Consider the following 17,960-nt stretch of genomic DNA (forward strand, 5'->3'; position numbering starts at 1 on the left):
TGAGGTCCCTACGGCGCGCGGGTCTCGGGTGTGTTCGGGAAGCTTGCGCGCAACGCCTGCTCGTACTCGGCTGCGCGGGCTCGGTTACCTAGTGCACGTTCGGTCGTGACCGCGGCGGCGAGTGCCTCCCGGGCCGTCGCCGGGGTGCGCAAGGTCGTCGGCTCGAAATAGCGATCAAGATAGCGCTTTGCCCCTTGCATGTTGCCGCGTTTGAGCTCGATCTCCGCGAGCTTGACCAGCGCCGGGCCGAAGCCGGGGTTGGCGGTGACGGCAGCACGATAGTAGCCTTCCGCCTTGGCCGCGTCACCGGCGCTCCCCGCACAGGTCCCTGCGTTGGTCATCGCGACCCAAGGCGTTGCGTAGAGTGGATTGTCCAGGGCCTTTTTGAAGTAGACGTCCGCCTCGGCGTAGCGCTTTTGTCGGCACTGATAGGCGCCGAACGCATAGATGACATCCGAGTTGTTCGGCGCGAGCTTGATGGCGCGCTCGTAGTGCGTCGCCGCGAGGTCGGGCTTGTCCATCTCCTCGTACATGAAGGCGAGCCAGACGTGGGCTTTGGGATAATTCTTGTCGGCGTTGATCGCCTGTTGAGCGCGACGGAAGGCGACCTCGGTCTGGCCGCGGTTGTAGTACTCCTCGGCCATTTCGACATACAGGGCCGCGGGGCTGTCCTGCGGATCGAGCCCGAGCGGATCGGTGTCTTGCTGCGCGGCTTTGCTCGCGCAGCCGATCAAGCCGAAACAGAGTGCGCTCGGCATCAGGACGGCATGCGTCACGAGGCGTACGGCGTGATGAGGCGTCATGGCGTCGCCGCCTTCCCGGCCCGAACCCCGTCGTTCAACGGAATCGCGACCGCGACGCGCCCGAGCCGACGGGTGCGGTCCTCGACCCGCCCGACGAGCTGTCCGCAGGCGGCGGCGATCTCGTCGCCGCGTGTCTTGCGGGTCATGGTGAAGATGCCGGCGCCGGCGAGCCGCGCGCGAAAGGCCTCGATGCGCTCGGGCGGCGAGGTGCCGTACTGGTTTCCGGGGAAGGGGTTGAACGGGATCAGGTTGACCTTCGACGGAATTCCCTCGAGCAAGCGGATCATCTGCTTGGCGTGCGCAAGGCTGTCGTTGATGCCGTCGAGCATCACGTACTCCCAAGTGATGCGACGGCGTTTGTCGCTGCCGACGTAAGCCTTGCAGGCCGGCAGCAGCTCGGCGAGCGGGTACTTGCGGTTGATCGGCACCAGCTCGTCGCGCAGGGCATCGTTCGGCGCATGCAGCGAGACGGCCAGCGAGACGTCGCTCACCTCGCGCAGACGGTAGATGTTCGGGACGATGCCCGAGGTGCTGAGCGTCAGGCGCGTCTTGGCGATCATGTAGGCGAAATCGTCCTGCATGATGTCCATCGCCTTGACGACAGCATCGAAGTTGGCCAGCGGCTCGCCCATGCCCATCATGACGACGTTCGAAGGCGCGCTGCCCATCTGGCGTGTCGCATGCCAGATCTGACCGGCGATCTCCCCGACCGTCAGGTTGCGGTTGAAGCCTTGTGTCGCGGTCGCGCAGAAGGAGCAGTCGAGCGCGCACCCCACCTGCGAGGAGACGCAGACGGTGGTGCGGCGTCCCTCCGGGATGAAGACCGTCTCGATGCGCTGGCCGTCTTCCAGCTCCACGATCCATTTGATGGTGCCGTCGGCCGAGGGCTGATCGTGGATGATCCGCGGCAGGCGGATCTCGACGGTCTCGCGCAACGCATCGCGCAGCGCCCTGGACAGATCCGTCATGGCGTCGTATTCGACGACGCCGTGTTTGTGGATCCATTTGAAGAGACTGCGGCCGTGAAACGCCTTGAAACCCAGCCCGAGCACCAGTCTCTCGCAGTCGGCAAGATCCAGGTCGAGTAGATTGGGTTTGAGCTCGGCGTTGGCCACGGGGATCCTCAGCGGGTGCGCGGGCAGACGCCTTCCGGGAAGAAGAAGGCGATCTCCACGGTCGCGGTATCCGCGGCATCCGAGCCGTGCGCCGCGTTTTCGGTGAATGAATCGGCGAAGTCCGCACGGATGGTGCCGGGCGCGGCATTGGCCGGGTTGGTCGCGCCCATGATGTCGCGATTCTTCGCAACCGCGTCTTCACCTTCGAGCACCTGGACCATTACCGGACCCGAGGTCATGAACGCGACCAGCTCGTCGAAGAAGGGCTTGCCTTGGTGGATGCCGTAGAAGGCCGAAGCCTGCTCCTTGCTCATGTGGAGCATCCGCGCGGCGACGATCTGCAGCCCGGCGGTTTCGAAACGGCCCAGGATGGCGCCGATGGCATTCTTCGCCACCGCATTGGGTTTGATGATGGACAGGGTCTGCTCGATGGCCATGGTGGTTCCAAATAGAGGATGCGTAAAGAGGTTGGGTCGGATCGCCGGAATCGCGAGCTGGGGTTCTCGGGGCGCTCGGCCCGTCGGCTCGCCATGCGGCCCGCCCCCGTCGGAGACTTGAGTGGATTGCAAAGTCTACCGATCGCGAACGCCTCGAGCAACGCCGGCTCAGCCGTGTCCGACGTGAACGACGTCGTAGGGCATCGGCGCGAGCGGATGTGGATTTGGACCGGCCGGGCAGTTGGGCGGATAATCGGCCGACATCCATCTGCACGCAAACGGTTTTCCAGATGAGTCATTACGATGTCTTCAACGGCGACGCCGACGGTCTCTGTGCCCTGCAGCAACTGCGCTTGGCCGAGCCGATCGAGAGCATCCTGGTCACCGGTGTGAAACGCGATATCGCCCTGCTCGAGCGGGTCGAGGCGGTCGAGGGCGATCAGGTCACCGCGCTGGATATCTCGTTCGACAAGAATCGCGGTGCGGTCGAGCGATTGCTGGGGCAGGGTGCGCGCATCCGCTATTTCGATCACCACTTCGCCGGCGAGATCCCGGCCCACCCGGCGCTGGATGTCCACATCGAGACGCTGCCCGACAAGGGGACCAGTCTCCTGGTCGACGATTATCTTGATGGCTCGCAACGCGCATGGGCGGTGGTCGGGACCTTCGGGGACAATTTCGACACGTCCGCGCGTCGCGCTGCCGAGCCATTGGGCCTGACCGAAGGCGAGCTCGGCCTGCTGCGCGATCTCGGCATCTATCTCAATTACAACGGTTACGGCGAGACGGTCGACGACCTCTTGTTTGCCCCGGACGTGCTGTTTCGCAGCTTGCAGCCTTACGCCGATCCCTTGACCTTTATCGTCGAGGATCCGACGTTTGCCGCCCTGCGTGACGGCTATGCCGACGACATGGCCCGGGCGCGCGCCGTTGCACCCGCGTACGCGAGCGAGCGTCACCGTCTCTTCATCCTGCCGGCCGAGCCTTGGGCCCGCCGTGCCAGCGGCGTCTTCGCCAACGAGCTGGCCGGGCAGGCGCCCGAGCAAGCGCACGCCATGCTGACCCGGTTGCCCGGGGGCGGGTTTCTCGTCAGTGTCCGAGCACCGCTCGCGCGCCCGGACGGGGCGGATGTGCTCTGTCGCGGTTTTCCGAGCGGCGGGGGGCGCAAGGCGGCAGCCGGGATCAACCTGCTGCCCGAGGCCGAGTACGACACCTTCCTGGATCGGTTCCGCGCCGCGTTCGCATAACGAAAAGCCGCAGCGCCTCCGAAGATGCGCTGCGGCATCGGACAGGGGCTCGGCTCCGGTCCTATGATTCAGCGTCGCGTGATCCGCCCGTCTGTTTCGACGCTCACCGGGCTTGCGGTGCGGAAGCCCTCGATGACCATGTCCGAGATCAGGCGTCCGGTCATGACAGGCTCGGTCATTGTCTCGAGCATCTCGTACCCGTCTCCGCCGGCCGCGAGAAAGTCGGAGGTCACGATCCGATAACGGCGGGCTGGATCGATGGGGACGTCGCCGATCGTGGCGCTCGCAAGCCGCCCGTTCTCGATGCGGTAACGCACCCCGGAGACCTGGAGAAAGCCGCCGGGGTTGTCCAGCGGGTTGAGTGCCGCGCTGCGCTCCAGCGCGGCGAGCAGTCGGGCGCCGGTCAAGTCTCCCAGGACCAGCTCGTTGCGGAAGGGGAAGGCCTGATAGATCGCCTTGAGCGTGACGGGTCCTGCGGGGATGCTGCTCCGAAAGCCACCGCCGTTGAACAGGGCGACATCCGCCAGGGTGATCTCGCGCGCCAAATCGGCCACGAAGTTGCCGAACGGGGCCTCCTCGCGGCGAATCAGCTCGCGCCAGGCGCTGAGCTCCTGCGTGTTGAACCCCACCTCCTTGTCCAGCTCCCGCTCGGCGTCCAGGGTGATCCGCCGGACCTCCTCCGCGATCTGCGGATCCTCGGGGCTCGCGGCATCGATCGGGATGAGGGCGTAGTCGGTGCCCGTCAGGCGGCCCTCGCGGCACCGGAAATCCATACGTCCCAGCCAGCCGCCGCGCTCGCCGGCTTGGACGATGGGCACGTTTTCTACGATCACCGGCTGTGCGTAGAGGTTGTGGTTGTGGCCGCCCACGATCAGGTCGATACCGGGCACGGATGCGGCCAACCGGCGATCGTCTGCAATCCCCAGGTGCGAGAGCACCACCACCAGGTCGGCCTTGTTGCGCAGCTCCGGCACCAGGCGCCGGGCGACGGCGATCGGCTCCTCCACGCTGATGCCCTCGATGTTGCGCGGATGGGTCGCCGTGGTCAGCTCCGGCGTGGTGAGTCCCAGGACCGCGACCTTCGGCTCGCCCGGCCGGTCGATGACGACCGAAGCCAGCACCGGCAGCGGTTCCGGGTCGGACGCTACATTGGCGCTCAGGAAAGGGAATGCGGCCTCTTCGCTCAAACGGCGAAAGACCGCTTGGCCGTAATCCAGCTCGTGATTCCCCATGACGGCGGCATCCACACCCATGCGTCCGAGCAGCATCAGGTCGGGTACGCCCAAGAACAGGCTGGATGTCAACGTTCCCTGCAGAAGATCGCCCGCGAATAGGAAAACGACCGGGCGGCTTGGATCCTCCGCCCGAACCTCGGCGACCGTCGCGGCAAGGCGGGCGATGCCGCCGCGCTCGCTGGCGTCGCGCGGGTCTTCGTAGGGCTCGAGCTGGCCGTGGAAGTCGTTGAAATGCAGCAGTGTCAGGGCGTCTCCCGGCTCACACGCGGCCCGACCAAGAGCCGGTACCAGAAGCGCGACGAGCAGGAGATAAGGCCAAAGGAAAACGGGCCATCGACACTGCGACGGGCGCTCCTCGGGGCAACCGGCGACAGCAAGGTCCGGGGTGATCGCGTCGGCGAAGGAGGCAGGGCTTGGGCTCATGGCTGGTCAATTGGCATGCGGTGGGGTGGAGCGAATCGCTTTGCTTCGAATCATCTGCCGAAAAGGTAACGTTTGTCCGGACCGCTGCCGAGGATGCGGACGCCCCGCGCTTCGGAGAGAAACTGTTTTCGGGCGTCGGCGTCCAGTCCCAATTTCGCCAAGAGGCTTCCGAGCGGCCCTGCTGCGTAACCGCCGCCGGGTTGCTGCGACAGCTCTGCCTGGACCTTCGTCAGGATTTGGGACGACGTCAAGGCCGCCTTGGCAGGACTGAATGCAACCTGTGAAGGCGCCGTCGGAGCGATTGGACGGGGAACGGTCGACGCCGTGGTGCCCTTGTCCGGCATCGGCAAGATCAGGGTCGGCAAGGATGTTTCCCGGGGACTCACGGGTGCACCGGTTCCGTAGGCGATGATGCATGCGCAGCCCAGTGATCGTGCACGTTCCGCGGCGCCGATCAGGAAGTCATCGCGCGACACGATGATGACGAGGTCGCGCGATGCGATATGGTCTTTCAGGTTGGCGCCGAGCTCCATGACCAGCGCGAGGTCGGCCGCCTCTTTTCGCGTCGGCACCTTGAGGGCATGGATGGCGATGTGCTCGGCGTTGGTGCGGAGCGCCTCGGACCAGTTGTCGACTTGGCGCCCGCTGTTGTTGCCGGCGATGAATGCCCTGAGGATGCCCACGGCAAGATCGACGCGACAGGTTTCGACCAATGTCTTGGCGCATAGCGGGAGTTGGTTGTCGGCATCGACGTAAAAAACGCAGGTCCGAACGGCCGCTGCCGCATGCGGGAGCGTGGCGCATGAAGGCGTCGGCCCGACCGATGTCTTCTCCTCCGGCTCATAGGGTTCCGGGGGTGATTCGGCGACAATTTCCTGCGGGAAAGAAGCGCTCGGGTTGCTCGGCGGTGGTTGCTCGGCGGAAAAGAGAGTTGTCTCGCTCGGATCGAAGGTCGTCTCCATGGATTGGTTCCTGTCTTTATCTGCTCCGGCAACGCGTCCAGACCGCTCGATGCTTGAGCCGAAAGCTTATGTCGAAAGAGCGCGAGACGTCCAACGGGATTGCCTGAATCCCCGGATTGTGCCGAAGTGGAGACTGTGACCAACCTTCCTCTTCGTGTTGATTTCGAATCGCTGTTAAACCGCGCCCAGCGCGGTATGCGATGTTCTTGGATGGGATCGGCCCCGGCAGACTTGACGACCGTTAAACCGCGCCCAGTGCGGTATGCGATGTTTTTGGATGAGATCGGCCCCGGCGGATTTCAGAGCCGCTGGAGCCGGCGCGGTTTAAAGTATTAAAAAATATAAAATTCTAAACCGCGTCCCCCGCTAAGGGTCGTGGATGCACCAAACGTCGAGCTCACTCGAAAGTGAGCATCTCGCTCTGGACGCGGTTTAGCGCAATCGGTACGCAATCGGGACCAGGATCTCCAGCCTGGACTGGCCCATGCTTGCCGGGATCGCCGGCATCGGGGACGCGCGCCTGAGCAGCTCGGATGCGGCGTGATCGAGCGCGGTATGGCCCGAGCTCGTTTCGATGCGATGCGAGATGACCTTCCCGCTGCGGTCGATCACGAAGCGGACCCTGACGATGCCTTCCTGACGCATCTTTCGGGCTTGGGATGGGTAGCGTTTGTGACGCTCCAGCCAGGCCGCGAGCTCGGCGTAGTAACGGTGCTTGGATTTGCCGCCGTCAGACTTTCCGGCCGTTCCGCCGCCACCGCCACCGCCCGCGTCGGCGGCCGAGGGAGCGCCTGCGCCGCCCGTGCTGCGTTTGCCGGTCGCGTTGCCGACGGCTTCGGCGTCCGGGGATGCCGGCTTGGCGGCGGTCGGTCGGGGCTGCTTGGTTTGCTGGGCCGTTTGGGGTTCTTTCTTTGGCTTGGGTGCGGCTTGAGCCGTTCGTGGCGGCGGGGTCGCGCGGCTTTTAACCGTCTCGGCCTTCGGCTTCGGAGTCACGGGTTCCGCGGCAGTGATCGGCGCAGGCGGTGCGGGCTCGGCGGCCCGGATGGTCTCGGTGGCCGTCGCGAGCACGGGGGCGAGCACGGGGGCGCTGACGGCCTGGATCGCCGTCGCCTCCAAGGTCGCGGTCGGCAGGGTGTCCGCCGCGATGGATTCGACCGCGTCCGCCGCGCCGTCGCCACCGGCAGGCCCCGCCCCTCCGAGCGAGATGCGGATGCCGGGATCGTCCAGCGCGATCGGCGCCGGCGGCTCGAGCAGCTTCGCGAGGGCGAGGTGGGCGGCGAGGGCGAAGAGAAGCGCAAGCACCCACTGATGGCGTCGAGGCTCAATCATCCGAGGGTCATTCCTCTCGCGCCAAGGTCAGAAGGTCGATGTCTTCGGCCCCGGCGGCGCGCAACCGCTCGAGCAGATCGACCAAGCGAAGCGCTTCGAGGGTCGCGTCCGCCTTGATCTGCAGGTGCGAAGGGCCGTCCGCGAGCCTTTCGGCAACCCGCTCGGCGAGGGTCGTCTCGTCGAGCAGCTCGCCGTCGAGGCTGATCTGTCCCGTTCGGTCGATCAGCAGGACCAGCGGCGCTGCTCGTGCGCTCTGAGGGCTGTCCGAGCGCAGGGGGGCCAGGGCAAGCGATTCGGTCGGGGCGAGTCGGCCGGCCAACATGAAGAAGATCAGCAGCAGAAAGACGACGTTGATCAGCGGAATCAGACTGGCTTCGCTGTCGGCTGCCGGCTTGGGGCGTTTCAGTCGCATGGGGGTTCAAAGGCGCAAGAGGGTCAGGTGTGTTGCCCCGGCGTCGCGCAGCAGATCCAGGACGTCGACCAGACGCTGCAGGCTGACGCCGGGTGCGGGCTGGACCAGGATGCGCTGAGCCGGGTCTTCGCCGATCCTTAAGGCGACCCGTCCGGCAAGCTCGGCGGCGGCGATCGTCTCGGCGTTGAGGTCCAGGCCCTCGGGCTGCACGCGCACCAGCCAAGACCCGACCACCGGGGTCCCCGCGGTTGCCGAGGCCGGCGCGCCCATCTCGATCGCCTGCCAGTTGATCAGGCTGGAGGCGAGCATGAAAAAGACGAGCAGGATGAAGACCACGTCGATCAGCGGGGTCAGGCCGATCAGTCGGCGACGCGGCGCGGGAGACTCAAACCGCATGCGGGATCCGAGGCGCGACAACCGGCTGCTGCGCCGAAACGATCGGCCCGTCGAGCCGCAGTCCTCCGGTGAAGACGCGGGTCACCTGATCCTCCAAGCGACGCGTGACGCCTTCCAGGAGACGCTCCAGCCAATTCAGCGCCACGACGGTCGGGATGGCGACCGACAGTCCCGCGGCCGTGGTCAGCAGGGCGACCCAGATCCCGCCGGACAGCACCGACGGATCGACCTGACTGCCGGCCGCCTCGAGGGCGCGAAAGGCGTCGATCATGCCGATGACAGTTCCCAGCAGACCGAGCAGCGGACTGAGGCTCGCGATGACCTCGAGCCCACGCAGATAACTCCTCAAGGCCGTCAGCACCCCCTGGGCGCGTCGCTCGACCTCTTCGCGCAGCGCCGCCGGGTCATTCGCGTGGAGACTCCCGAGCATGGCGGTTCGAACCACCCCGGTGAGCGGATTACTTGCTTGCGCGAGCCGCCCTACCGCCTCGCCACATCGACCGGCCTGCCAGTCGTTCAGCGCGCTCTCGATGTGCTCGGCGCCGCCATTTCGCAAGCGGGCAAACTGCCAGAGTTTGATCAGGACGATGGTCAGGGCGAAGACCGACATCGCCGCCAGGATCAGCATCACCGGACCACCGGCGTCGAGCAGGGCGCGCAGCGGCTCGGGGATGGCGATCGTCATCGCAGAGGGCACGACGATGCCGAACCAGGACTCCGCTGCAGTCACCGGATCCGGCATGTCGGACGTCGCGGCGGTCATCGGAGCGAGAGCGGCGGCTGTCGCGGTTTCAGACATCAGGTCTTTCCTCGGGTCTGGCCTCGGGTCTGGCCTCGGGTCTGGCCTCGGATATGGCCTCGGATATGGCCTCGGATATGGCCTCGGATATGGCCTCGGATATGGCCTCGGCGTGGTGCGGTGTCATCGGTTATTTCACCAGCGGCGTCTCGGCGCGTGTCGACAGTGTCAGGCGCTCGATGCAATCGCTCTGCGGGCCTTCGGCGTCGCGACACTCGAGCACCTCGTTGATCAGGATCCGGCGGATCTCGGCGCAGTCGATGTCCGGGATATCGAACAGCTTCACGGTCGTCTTTGCCGCCCGCAAGGGTGCGGTGTCGACCGCCAGGCGTCGGGCAATCACGCCGGCTTGGTCGAACAGGATCAGGTCCAGCTGCAGCGCCTCGATCGCCGGTCCGGCGCTGTTGTCGAAGACGAGGTAGGCGCGACAAGCCTTCGTCTCGGTCTGGGGCTCCAGCTTGTTGAGCTCGAGCTTGATCTCCTGAGCGCTGCCGAGACCCGTGAAGGTGCCGATGGTCAGGAGCAGGAGTGCCTGCATGCGATTGCGGTGGTTCATCCGATGGATCCTGTCAGCTATCGAGCCGAGGATCTTCGCCGCACCCGGGGCATCGGTCAATCGGCGCCGGTGCGTTCAGTCGACGACGCTGACGAGATCGCCCACCTTCATGTGCTCGAAGAGAAAGCGCGCGTCCTTCTCGCCGACGCGCACGCAGCCGGCTGAATCCGGATAACCCGGGAGCCAACCCTCGTGCAGAAAATAGTGGCCGTAGAATTGGATGGAGTAGGGCATCCAGGCTTGCCAGCCGAGCTGGTTGGTGTAGCGCGAGGAGACCTTGTCCTTCTCCTTGCTGAGCACCGAGAAGGTGCCGAGCGGCGTGCGGTGTCCCTCGCGTCCCGAGGAGATCGGGCCGGTTCGCACGACGTGAGCGCCCTCCGCGTAGACGAACGACTGGCTGCCGATCTGGATCGTCAAGGCGCGCTTCGCCGGTTCGGCCGTCGGCTCGGAGACGGACTCCGCGGCAGCATCGCCCGGGGCAAGATCCGTTTCCGCGTCCGATGTGCGCGTGCTGTCGGTGCTCTCGGATGCCTCGGCCGGTTGGCGCTCGGGCGCCGGCCGGGTCGGGGATTGTGCGCAGCCGACGATGAAGGCGGTCGCGATCAGCAAGGGTAAGATCCGGTGCAAGAAAACCATGAGATGCGCGGGCTCCTGTTGTCGGACACCTGTTCACTAAGGACTCTATATGAGGCCGCGATCTTCTCGACACCACAATGTCGCGGTCACTCCGCCCTCGGATCCCGGAATCTCCGGGAATCCACCGGCATGCAGCCGGATCGCACGGTCCTGTGATCCGAGCCGCTCCGGTCGTTCACGGGGCCCCTCGGTCTCACGCGACCGCTGCCGCCGCGGCGGCCTCTCGAGCCCGATCGTCGATCGCCAGGCTTCGCCCGGCCAGCCAGACCAGAAGGACCACCGGGACGCCGATCAAGGTCGTGAAGACGAAGAAACCGGGATAGCCGATCGCGTCGACGATCGAGCCGGAATAACCGCCCAGGACCTTGGGCAAGAGTGTCATGAGCGAGCTGAAGATGGCGTACTGCACGGCGGTGAAGGAGACGCTGGTCAGGCTCGACAGAAAGGCGACGAAGGCCGCGCTCGCGAGTCCGGCGGCTAGGTTGTCCGCGGCGACCGCAATGTACAGCCAGGTCAGGTCAGGCCCGGCCAGCGCCAAGACGACGAAGATGAGGTTGGTGGCCGCGGACAATATGGCGCCGAGCATCAGGATCCGCATGACCCCGTAACGGGTCGCCATCAGTCCGCCGAGCAGTCCGCCGAGGATGCTCACGATGACCCCGAAGGTCTTCACGGCGGTCGCGATCTGCGGCTTGGAGAAACCGATGTCTTGGTAGAAGACGTTGGAAATCACGCCGAGCACGATGTCCGAGATCCGATAGAGCCCGATCAGGGCCAACAAGAGCAGGGCGGTCTTCAGACCGTAGCGGCGAAAGAAATCCAATGCCGGCTCGATCCAGGTCTCGCGCGCCATTACGGCGTTCACGGCCCCGGCGGCGACCAACAGCCATCCGACAGCGACCGCCGCGGACACGGCAACGGCAAAATGCAGGGTTTCCAAGAGGAAGCCGGTGATCGGCCCGCCCCCCGCCCACGCCTTGAGCCCGGAGAAGGCCCCGCCCGAGATGAAGAACCCGCCGGCAAAGGCTGCCGCGGCCACCAGGAAGACGCCGACCAGTCGCAGATAGTCCAATGCACCGTAAACATGGGCGTCGGGACGCCGGGTCTCGGGCTCGGAGATCAGCAGTGTCGTCGCCACCCCGATCAGCATGGTCGAGGCCATAACGAGATAGGTCAGCTGCCAGGCGCGGAAGCTGTAGTCGCCGGCCTCGGATCCGAACAGCGAGGCCAAGTAGAGCGCGCCTGCACCGGCGACCACCATCCCGATCCGATAGCCCGCGATATAGGTCGAGGACATGAGCCCCTGCAGGCGCGGCGCGGCGGATTCGATCCGGTAGGCGTCGATCACGATGTCTTGAGTCGCCGCCGAGAAGCCGAGCAGCACGGCCGCAATCGCCATGCGCGTGACATGGCCGGTGCCGGTCGACGGATCCACCAGCGCCATACCGACGATGGCGGCGATGATGGCGAGCTGCGAGACGAGCAGCCACGCGCGACGCCGTCCGAATCGACGGGTCAGAAAGGGCAGCGGCAGCTTGTCGATCAAGGGCGCCCAGACGAACTTGAACGAATAGCCCAGCGCGGCCCAGCTGAAGAAGGTAACCGCCTGACGCTCGACGCCGGCCTCGCGCAACCACAGCGAGAGCGAAGAGAAGATCAACAGAAGCGGGATCCCGGCCGAGAAACCGAGAAAGAGCATCGAAAGTACTCGCGGATTGGAGAGCTCGCGCGCCGTCGACTTCCATCCCCCGGTGGTGTTCGTATCGACTGGCGTCATGGGCCTCTCGATGTCGCCGTGCCGGCCGGAACCGGCGCAAAGGCGACTGCAAATGGACGAAAACACCGGGGAGGATACCGTTCGGCGAGTCCTCCGCTCAAGGTCGAACGGGACAGACTTCGCCTGACGCCGAGCCGCGGACGTACTACCATGGTCTGCGTACGGGAACCGACATCGCCGGCATGGTCAGCCGGCAGCCGGATCGTGCTCGTACAATGCAAGCCGCGACTCGAGTGACGGACAACCATTAGGAGACTCAAACGTGTCGAATGCAAACCAACCCAGTCTGACCCAACCCGATGCCGGCCAGCGCAGTGGCCTTGTTCGTCTCATGCTGGAGCAGTGGCCCTACGTTCTTCTCTTCGTCGCCGTGATCGCAGGTGTTGCCTTCACCGACATGCGGTTGGAGTTCGCGCTCCTCTACTGGCAGATCTTGATCCCGGTCTTCGGCCTCGTTGCCTTGGCGATCGGCTGGAGCTCTGCCGGCGAAGACGCCAAGGCGCGGACCGCGTTTGCACTCAAGACGATCCTGCATTGGGGGGCCCTGTTTGTCTTGGTTTGGATCCTCTATCTGCCGCAGCTCAAGGATGTCCTCAACGCCGAGCTCACGGGATTGCAGATCATCTTCCTGCTCGGCCTGACGACGTTCCTTTCCGGGGTTCACGGCAATCCGCGGATGTCGGTCGTCGGTGTCTTTCTCATCGTCAGCGGTATCGTCGTCGCTTTTCTCGACGATGCAGCGCTCATGGTGTCCATGCTTGCCGTCGCGGTGATGGTGGGACTGATCCTGTGGCAGAAATTTGCGGGCGAGAAATCCGCCGACTGAGCGAGAGGCGGCCACTGCAACCGACGGCTGCAGTGGCCTACGCCGGACCCGTGCGCGTGGAGCTGTGCGTCCTCGGCGGAACCGCCTTGGCCTCCCTGCTCACGAGCCCGAACGTTGACGGGGCAGATTCACATCCTCGAGACCGCCCACGCTTCGTGAATATCAGTTTTCGTGCCAGGCGGTGATCCACCGCTTGGCAGGGTTTCGGCGACAAGTCGCGGGACCGACTTTGACCCAGCCTGTCATCAGGTGACGGTTTCCGCAGAGGATGTGCCAAAGTGCGAGTGGGTGAAGGGAGATGTCGGCGTTGCAGACCGGCCGGAACCGCAGATCCCTTGCTGCACAGCGCGTCATGAATACAATAAACTGAAATATATGAAAATAATACCGCCCGTTGGCGGGCGGTTTTCCGTTCGGCAGCAACCGGAGTCGCCGGGCGAGGCGGGCGGAGGGCTCCGAGGCGCGAACGCGGAGCCCCATCGACGATGACCTAGGCCGTCATCTGCTGACGCGTTTGGGTCACTCGGCCTGCACAGCGGCCAAAGCGGTCATATTGAGCAGTCCCCGCACGGAGGTGCTCGGCGTCACGATGTGGGCTGCGCGGTCCGCCCCGAGCAGCATCGGGCCGAAGGCGCCGCCCTCGTTGATGGTCCGCAAGAGGTTGAAGGCGATGTTGGCCGCGTCCTGATTGGGCATGATCAGAAGATTCGCGCGACCGCTCAGCTTCGAGTCAGGGAAGCGCGCCTCGCGCACGGCGGCGTCCAAGGCCAGGTTGGCGTGCATCTCGCCTTCGACCTCGAGGTTCGGGGCGCGGGTGCGGAGCAGTTGCATCGCCTCCTGCATCTTGCGGGCGGCCGGCGACTCGTGGCTGCCGAAGTTGGAGTGCGAGAGCAGCGCGATCTTGGGCCGCAGCCCGAAGCGCTGGACCTGCGCCGCACACAGGAAGGTGATCTCGGCGAGATCCTCCGCACTCGGGTCCGCCTGCACATAGGTGTCGGCGATGAAGAGCGGCCCCGCCGGCAGGACGATGGCGTTCATGGCGGTGAGATGACGCACGCCCGGCGCGGTGCCGATCACCTCCTCGACATGCTTCAGGTGTCGTGCATAGCGTCCGACCACGCCGCAGATCATGGCATCGGCATCGCCGCATCGCACCATGGTCGCGGCCAGTACCGTCGGGTCGTTGCGGATGTACTCCTGCGCCTCGTCGGGCGCGTAGCCGCGTCGCTGGACGCGCTCGTAGAAGGTTCGGCAGTGCGTGTCGAAGTTGGTGTTCTCGCAGGGCACGATCAGATCGAAATCACGATCCGGGCGCATGGTCAGGCTGAGCTCTTTCAGGCGGTGTCCGATGACCTCGGGGCGGCCGATCAGCATCGGGCGGGCGATCCCCTCGAGGATGGCCTGCTGGGCCACCTGCAGGACGCGCTCGTTCTCGCCTTCGGCGTAGATCACCCGTTTCGGTGCGGCTCGCGCCTGATCGAAGACGGGCTTCATGGTCATCCCGGTGCGATAGGCCCGCAGATGCATGGCGGTTCGATAGGCGTCCAGGTCGGCGATGGGTCGGGTGGCGACCCCGCTCTCCATTGCGGCACGCGCGACCGCAGGGGCCAGATTCTCCATGAGACGCCGGTCGAAGGGTTTGGGGATCAGGTACTCGGGTCCGAAGGTCAGCTCGCCTCCGCCATAAGCGGCCCGCACGATGTCCGACGGCTCGGCCATGGCGAGATCGGCGATCGCCTTGACGCAGGCGATCTTCATCGCTTCGTTGATCTCGGTGGCGCCACAATCGAGTGCGCCCCGGAAGATGAAGGGGAAGCAGAGGACGTTGTTGACCTGATTCGGGAAATCCGACCGTCCGGTGGCGATGATGGCATCGGGTCGGGCGGCGCGGGCCAGGTCGGGCATGATCTCGGGGACCGGATTGGCAAGCGCCATGATGATGGGCGCGTCCGCCATCTTGAGCAGCCAGTCGGGCTTGAGGATGCCGGCGGCGGAGAGCCCCAGGAAGATGTCGGCGCCCTCGATGGCCTCCTGCAGGGTGCGCTGCTCGGTCTCGATCGCGTAGCGACCTTTATAGGGATCCATCTCCTCGGTGCGGCCGCTGTAGACCACGCCGGCGATGTCGGTCAGGGTGACGTTCTCCTTCGGCAGGCCCATGCTCACCAAGAGGTCGATGCAGGCCAGTGCGGCGGCCCCGGCCCCGGCCGTCACCAGTCGGACCTTGCCGATGTCCTTGCCCACCACGCGCAGGCCATTGAGGATGGCCGCCGAGACCACGATGGCGGTGCCGTGCTGGTCGTCGTGGAAGACCGGGATGCCCATCCGCTCCTTCAGCGCGCGCTCGATGATGAAGCACTCCGGCGCCTTGATGTCCTCGAGGTTGATGCCGCCGAAGCTGGGCTCCATGCGTGCGACCGTCTCGATGAACTTCTCGGGGTCGCGCTCCTCGATCTCGATATCGAACACATCGATATCCGCGAACTGCTTGAACAGAACCGCTTTGCCTTCCATCACCGGTTTGGAGGCGAGCGCGCCGATGGCGCCGAGACCCAGCACCGCCGTGCCGTTGGTGATGACGGCGACGAGGTTGCTGCGCGCGGTGTAGAGCGACGCGTTCATCGCGTCCTTCTCGATCTCGCGGCAGGCCGCCGCGACCCCGGGCGAATAGGCCAGCGCCAGATCGCGCTGGTTGCCCATGGGCTTGGTCGGTTTGATCTCCAGCTTGCCGGGCTTGGGATAGCGGTGATAGTCGAGCGCGTTCTGGTCGAATGAGTCCGGCATCTGGGTCTCCGTTGGGTGGTGTGCGGGGCGCTTGGCCGACTCGGTCGGTGCGGCCGTCATGTCCGGGTTATTATGCTGCGGCGCAGCAGATGGCTGCAAAGATTTCAACCGATTTGTCTCGAGCGACGCAGGGCGTACACGCGTCTTCTCGAATCAGCCCTTGATCATCTGAATCGATTCGCTGTTCGGCGGGCCCAGCTCGATATTGTCCTGCAGCTCCGCAACCTCGCCGAGGGCAGGGCGATCGACGATGGTGACCTGCGCGCCCTGGACCTCGATGATGCCCCGCCCGGCAAGCTCCTTCATCACACGCGAGAAGGTCTCCGGCTGGATCGACAGGCGCGAGGCCAGCACGCCCTTGCGCACGTCCAGCTTGACCGAACGACTCTCGGTCGAGACCTTCGTCAGCAGATAGCGAGCGACTCGGCTGCTCGCCGTATGCATGGTCAGGTTGTCGATCTCGCCGATCAGACCGCGCAGGCGCTGACTCAGCGAGCCGAGCATCAGAAAGCAGGTGTCGACCGACTCGTGCAGCATCAGCGCGAAGTCCCGCGCGTCCAAGCTCAGCAGCTCGGATGGCGCCAATGCGCCTGCGCAGACCGGATAGCGCGGGGCGTTGAGAAACATCAGCGCCTCGGCGAAGGTCTGACCGGGCGAGACCAGCTCGATGACCTTCTCCGCCCCGCCCGGCGAGAGCCGAAAGAGCTGAATCCGGCCCGTGAGAACCAGATAGAAGCGCTCCGCGGGATCACCCTGACTGAACAGAAGCTGCTCGGCGCCGAGGACGACACGCGTCGCGTGCCGGCTCACGCGTTCCAGTTGGCTCTGGCTCAGGCCGGCGAGGAGGGGGGCGGTCTTCAACGCGTCGATCATCGGACACCTTGCTGCGGGTTTGCCGTCGGTTGGCTCTCGGGTGGATCTACGGGAGCGGAGCGGGAGAGTCAAGCCGCCGCCGAGCTCGGATCCTAAGCAGCGATCAGGTTCCGCAATCGCTCACGGAGCCCCGGAGATACGGAGCGCACGCAGGAAAGATCTCGGTGCTCCGGACCCTGCGCGTCTGCGTCTGCGCTTGCGGACAGCGCGGTGCGGTATGTCGACGCCGACATGAATTGGGTGCTCGACAGCCTTTCGGGGGAACATCTTCTCGGGTTACGCTGCCGCGATCCGGTCACCTCTCCGTCGCGGTGGTCGGATCCCCGGCCGATCCAACGATCATTTGGATGGCGATAACCATACCAACTACAACCTCGAGGACATCGCGATGCGTCTTTTATCCACACTTCTCGTGGCCTTCGCCTTGACCGCGGGCGGCCTCGTGGCGCCCGTCCTGGCGAGCGACGATGACCCGCTCTTCATCAACTTGACGACGGATGACCCGCACCGCGCGAATATGGGCATCACGTTCGGGAAGAATCAGCTCGAACGCGGCCACCCCTTGACCATCTTCCTCAACGACAAGGGTGTGTTCATCGGGGCGAAGGCGAATGCCGCGACCTTCGGCGAGCACCAAGAGAAACTGGCCGCGATGATCGGCAAGGGCGCCCTGCTTCTGGTGTGTCCCATGTGCATGAAGCACTACGGTGTCGCCGAGGCGGACCTGATCCCCGGTGCTCAGGTCGGCAACCCCGAGCTGACCGGCGGCGCACTCTTCAAGGACGATACTCGGACCTTGACCTGGTAGTCGCCTTCGAAGGGCCAAGTCTTTGCAGGCTTTCGCCCTTCGGGCGACCACCGGCAGATCGCCGTTGCAGCTCATCGAGCGCAATTATTGGCTGCTGCCCGTGCAGGAGCGATCGGGTACCGATCTTCGGATGCACAGCGCCGTGCTCGGCCTGGATCTGCGGTTGGATGCGGGACAACGGCGCTTCCATGATCCCGCCACCGGCGAGCCGCTGCGCAGCCATGCGGAGGCGGAGCTCGCTCGGCAGGCGGCCGAGCAGGCAAGACAAGTCGCCGAGGCGCGTGCCGAGGAGGAGTCCGGACAGCGCCGGGCGTTGAAGTTTTGGGCGGCGCGTGCGATGAGCGACGCCGAGCCGGTGAGGCCGATGATGCGCGGGTGGAAGTAGGCGGTATAGGTCGCCAGCACCTGCGGGGTATCGCGCTGCGGATCGACCGTGTGAAGATGGGCTGGATGCGATCCGCGCGACCACCCAGCCGCTTCAGGATCGCCGCGGCCTCGACCGGCGTGGTCGGGCAGATGTCGGGGCCCGTGAACCGATGCGCGCT

18 protein-coding genes are annotated in these 17,960 nt (G+C 65.3%); 3 read left to right on the forward strand and 15 right to left on the reverse strand.

From position 1 onward, the window contains the following. Positions 1-8 precede the first annotated feature (8 nt). From pilW to ndk, 3 genes are read right to left on the reverse strand one after another with little or no spacing between them, the layout of a single operon-like run. Positions 9-803: a type IV pilus biogenesis/stability protein PilW gene (gene pilW / locus KFB96_RS21110; RefSeq protein WP_213461104.1), complete on the reverse strand. Its 795-nt coding sequence runs from the start codon at positions 801-803 to the stop codon at positions 9-11. Continuing rightward, the gene (gene rlmN / locus KFB96_RS21115) at positions 800-1,918 is read right to left on the reverse strand and encodes a 23S rRNA (adenine(2503)-C(2))-methyltransferase RlmN (RefSeq protein ID WP_213461106.1); all 1,119 of its coding nucleotides are present in this window, start codon (positions 1,916-1,918) and stop codon (positions 800-802) included. Before rlmN ends, pilW begins: the two co-directional genes overlap by 4 nt. An 8-nt stretch (positions 1,919-1,926) precedes the next feature. Next, positions 1,927-2,355 (reverse strand): nucleoside-diphosphate kinase, encoded by a 429-nt coding sequence (gene ndk / locus KFB96_RS21120; RefSeq protein WP_213461108.1) that lies wholly within the window; start codon positions 2,353-2,355, stop codon positions 1,927-1,929. Between the two features lie 290 nt (positions 2,356-2,645). Here ndk and KFB96_RS21125 point away from each other — a divergent pair, with 290 nt between their 5' ends. Next, positions 2,646-3,602, forward strand: a complete 957-nt coding sequence (locus tag KFB96_RS21125; protein ID WP_213461110.1) for an acetyltransferase — start codon at positions 2,646-2,648, stop codon at positions 3,600-3,602. 68 nt (positions 3,603-3,670) lie between these two features. Here KFB96_RS21125 and KFB96_RS21130 read toward each other — a convergent pair whose 3' ends face one another. The 9 genes from KFB96_RS21130 to KFB96_RS21170 all read right to left on the reverse strand — a co-directional run bounded on the left by KFB96_RS21130 (position 3,671) and on the right by KFB96_RS21170 (position 12,127). Next, complete coding sequence (locus KFB96_RS21130) at positions 3,671-5,260, reverse strand: bifunctional UDP-sugar hydrolase/5'-nucleotidase (protein ID WP_213461112.1); 1,590 nt, start codon at positions 5,258-5,260, stop codon at positions 3,671-3,673. Between the two features lie 50 nt (positions 5,261-5,310). After that, positions 5,311-6,222, reverse strand: coding sequence for a hypothetical protein (locus KFB96_RS21135; protein ID WP_213461114.1), 912 nt, complete (start codon positions 6,220-6,222; stop codon positions 5,311-5,313). Positions 6,223-6,654: 432 nt separating this feature from the next. Continuing rightward, positions 6,655-7,551, reverse strand: coding sequence for an energy transducer TonB (locus tag KFB96_RS21140; RefSeq protein WP_213461116.1), 897 nt, complete (start codon positions 7,549-7,551; stop codon positions 6,655-6,657). A gap of 7 nt (positions 7,552-7,558) precedes the next feature. Then, entirely contained in the window at positions 7,559-7,963 is a 405-nt protein-coding gene (locus tag KFB96_RS21145) for a biopolymer transporter ExbD (protein ID WP_213461118.1), read from the reverse strand. Between the two features lie 6 nt (positions 7,964-7,969). Further along, complete coding sequence (locus KFB96_RS21150) at positions 7,970-8,359, reverse strand: biopolymer transporter ExbD (protein ID WP_213461120.1); 390 nt, start codon at positions 8,357-8,359, stop codon at positions 7,970-7,972. Continuing rightward, positions 8,349-9,158: a MotA/TolQ/ExbB proton channel family protein gene (locus KFB96_RS21155; protein ID WP_213461122.1), complete on the reverse strand. Its 810-nt coding sequence runs from the start codon at positions 9,156-9,158 to the stop codon at positions 8,349-8,351. Before KFB96_RS21155 ends, KFB96_RS21150 begins: the two co-directional genes overlap by 11 nt. A 130-nt stretch (positions 9,159-9,288) precedes the next feature. Next, entirely contained in the window at positions 9,289-9,714 is a 426-nt protein-coding gene (locus KFB96_RS21160; RefSeq protein WP_213461124.1) for a Tat pathway signal sequence domain protein, read from the reverse strand. Between the two features lie 75 nt (positions 9,715-9,789). Then, entirely contained in the window at positions 9,790-10,350 is a 561-nt protein-coding gene (locus KFB96_RS21165) for a L,D-transpeptidase (protein WP_213461126.1), read from the reverse strand. 193 nt (positions 10,351-10,543) lie between these two features. Next, on the reverse strand, positions 10,544-12,127 hold the full coding sequence (locus KFB96_RS21170; RefSeq protein ID WP_213461128.1) for an MFS transporter: 1,584 nt from the start codon (positions 12,125-12,127) through the stop codon (positions 10,544-10,546). A gap of 262 nt (positions 12,128-12,389) precedes the next feature. Here KFB96_RS21170 and KFB96_RS21175 point away from each other — a divergent pair, with 262 nt between their 5' ends. Beyond that, complete coding sequence (locus KFB96_RS21175; RefSeq protein WP_213461130.1) at positions 12,390-12,953, forward strand: hypothetical protein; 564 nt, start codon at positions 12,390-12,392, stop codon at positions 12,951-12,953. 519 nt (positions 12,954-13,472) lie between these two features. On the opposite strand, the gene KFB96_RS21180 is transcribed toward KFB96_RS21175, so the two are convergent. Further along, on the reverse strand, positions 13,473-15,734 hold the full coding sequence (locus KFB96_RS21180; protein ID WP_213461132.1) for an NADP-dependent malic enzyme: 2,262 nt from the start codon (positions 15,732-15,734) through the stop codon (positions 13,473-13,475). A gap of 153 nt (positions 15,735-15,887) precedes the next feature. Continuing rightward, positions 15,888-16,607: a Crp/Fnr family transcriptional regulator gene (locus KFB96_RS21185; protein WP_213461134.1), complete on the reverse strand. Its 720-nt coding sequence runs from the start codon at positions 16,605-16,607 to the stop codon at positions 15,888-15,890. Positions 16,608-16,950: 343 nt separating this feature from the next. Here KFB96_RS21185 and KFB96_RS21190 point away from each other — a divergent pair, with 343 nt between their 5' ends. Next, positions 16,951-17,415 carry a DsrE family protein gene (locus KFB96_RS21190; RefSeq protein ID WP_300970659.1) on the forward strand — a complete coding sequence of 155 codons (465 nt, stop codon included), beginning with the start codon at positions 16,951-16,953 and terminating at the stop codon, positions 17,413-17,415. 84 nt (positions 17,416-17,499) lie between these two features. Here the strand turns inward: KFB96_RS21190 and KFB96_RS27055 are convergent, their stop codons facing one another. After that, complete coding sequence (locus KFB96_RS27055; protein ID WP_300970660.1) at positions 17,500-17,820, reverse strand: SCO family protein; 321 nt, start codon at positions 17,818-17,820, stop codon at positions 17,500-17,502. Positions 17,821-17,960: the final 140 nt, after the last annotated feature.

Origin of the sequence: Thiocapsa sp., from assembly GCF_018399035.1 — a bacterium.
In the GTDB taxonomy this organism is placed as follows: domain Bacteria; phylum Pseudomonadota; class Gammaproteobacteria; order Chromatiales; family Chromatiaceae; genus Thiocapsa.

What these genes read in the sequence shown, in the direction of transcription:
- pilW (WP_213461104.1), bottom strand. Translation starts at nt 803, where the DNA reads ATGACGCCTCATCACGCCGTACGCCTCGTGACGCATGCCGTCCTGATG.
- ndk (WP_213461108.1), bottom strand. Translation starts at nt 2,355, where the DNA reads ATGGCCATCGAGCAGACCCTGTCCATCATCAAACCCAATGCGGTGGCG.
- KFB96_RS21125 (WP_213461110.1), top strand. Translation starts at nt 2,646, where the DNA reads ATGAGTCATTACGATGTCTTCAACGGCGACGCCGACGGTCTCTGTGCC.
- KFB96_RS21130 (WP_213461112.1), bottom strand. Translation starts at nt 5,260, where the DNA reads ATGAGCCCAAGCCCTGCCTCCTTCGCCGACGCGATCACCCCGGACCTT.
- KFB96_RS21135 (WP_213461114.1), bottom strand. Translation starts at nt 6,222, where the DNA reads ATGGAGACGACCTTCGATCCGAGCGAGACAACTCTCTTTTCCGCCGAG.
- KFB96_RS21140 (WP_213461116.1), bottom strand. Translation starts at nt 7,551, where the DNA reads ATGATTGAGCCTCGACGCCATCAGTGGGTGCTTGCGCTTCTCTTCGCC.
- KFB96_RS21145 (WP_213461118.1), bottom strand. Translation starts at nt 7,963, where the DNA reads ATGCGACTGAAACGCCCCAAGCCGGCAGCCGACAGCGAAGCCAGTCTG.
- KFB96_RS21150 (WP_213461120.1), bottom strand. Translation starts at nt 8,359, where the DNA reads ATGCGGTTTGAGTCTCCCGCGCCGCGTCGCCGACTGATCGGCCTGACC.
- KFB96_RS21155 (WP_213461122.1), bottom strand. Translation starts at nt 9,158, where the DNA reads ATGTCTGAAACCGCGACAGCCGCCGCTCTCGCTCCGATGACCGCCGCG.
- KFB96_RS21160 (WP_213461124.1), bottom strand. Translation starts at nt 9,714, where the DNA reads ATGAACCACCGCAATCGCATGCAGGCACTCCTGCTCCTGACCATCGGC.
- KFB96_RS21165 (WP_213461126.1), bottom strand. Translation starts at nt 10,350, where the DNA reads ATGGTTTTCTTGCACCGGATCTTACCCTTGCTGATCGCGACCGCCTTC.
- KFB96_RS21170 (WP_213461128.1), bottom strand. Translation starts at nt 12,127, where the DNA reads ATGACGCCAGTCGATACGAACACCACCGGGGGATGGAAGTCGACGGCG.
- KFB96_RS21180 (WP_213461132.1), bottom strand. Translation starts at nt 15,734, where the DNA reads ATGCCGGACTCATTCGACCAGAACGCGCTCGACTATCACCGCTATCCC.
- KFB96_RS21185 (WP_213461134.1), bottom strand. Translation starts at nt 16,607, where the DNA reads ATGATCGACGCGTTGAAGACCGCCCCCCTCCTCGCCGGCCTGAGCCAG.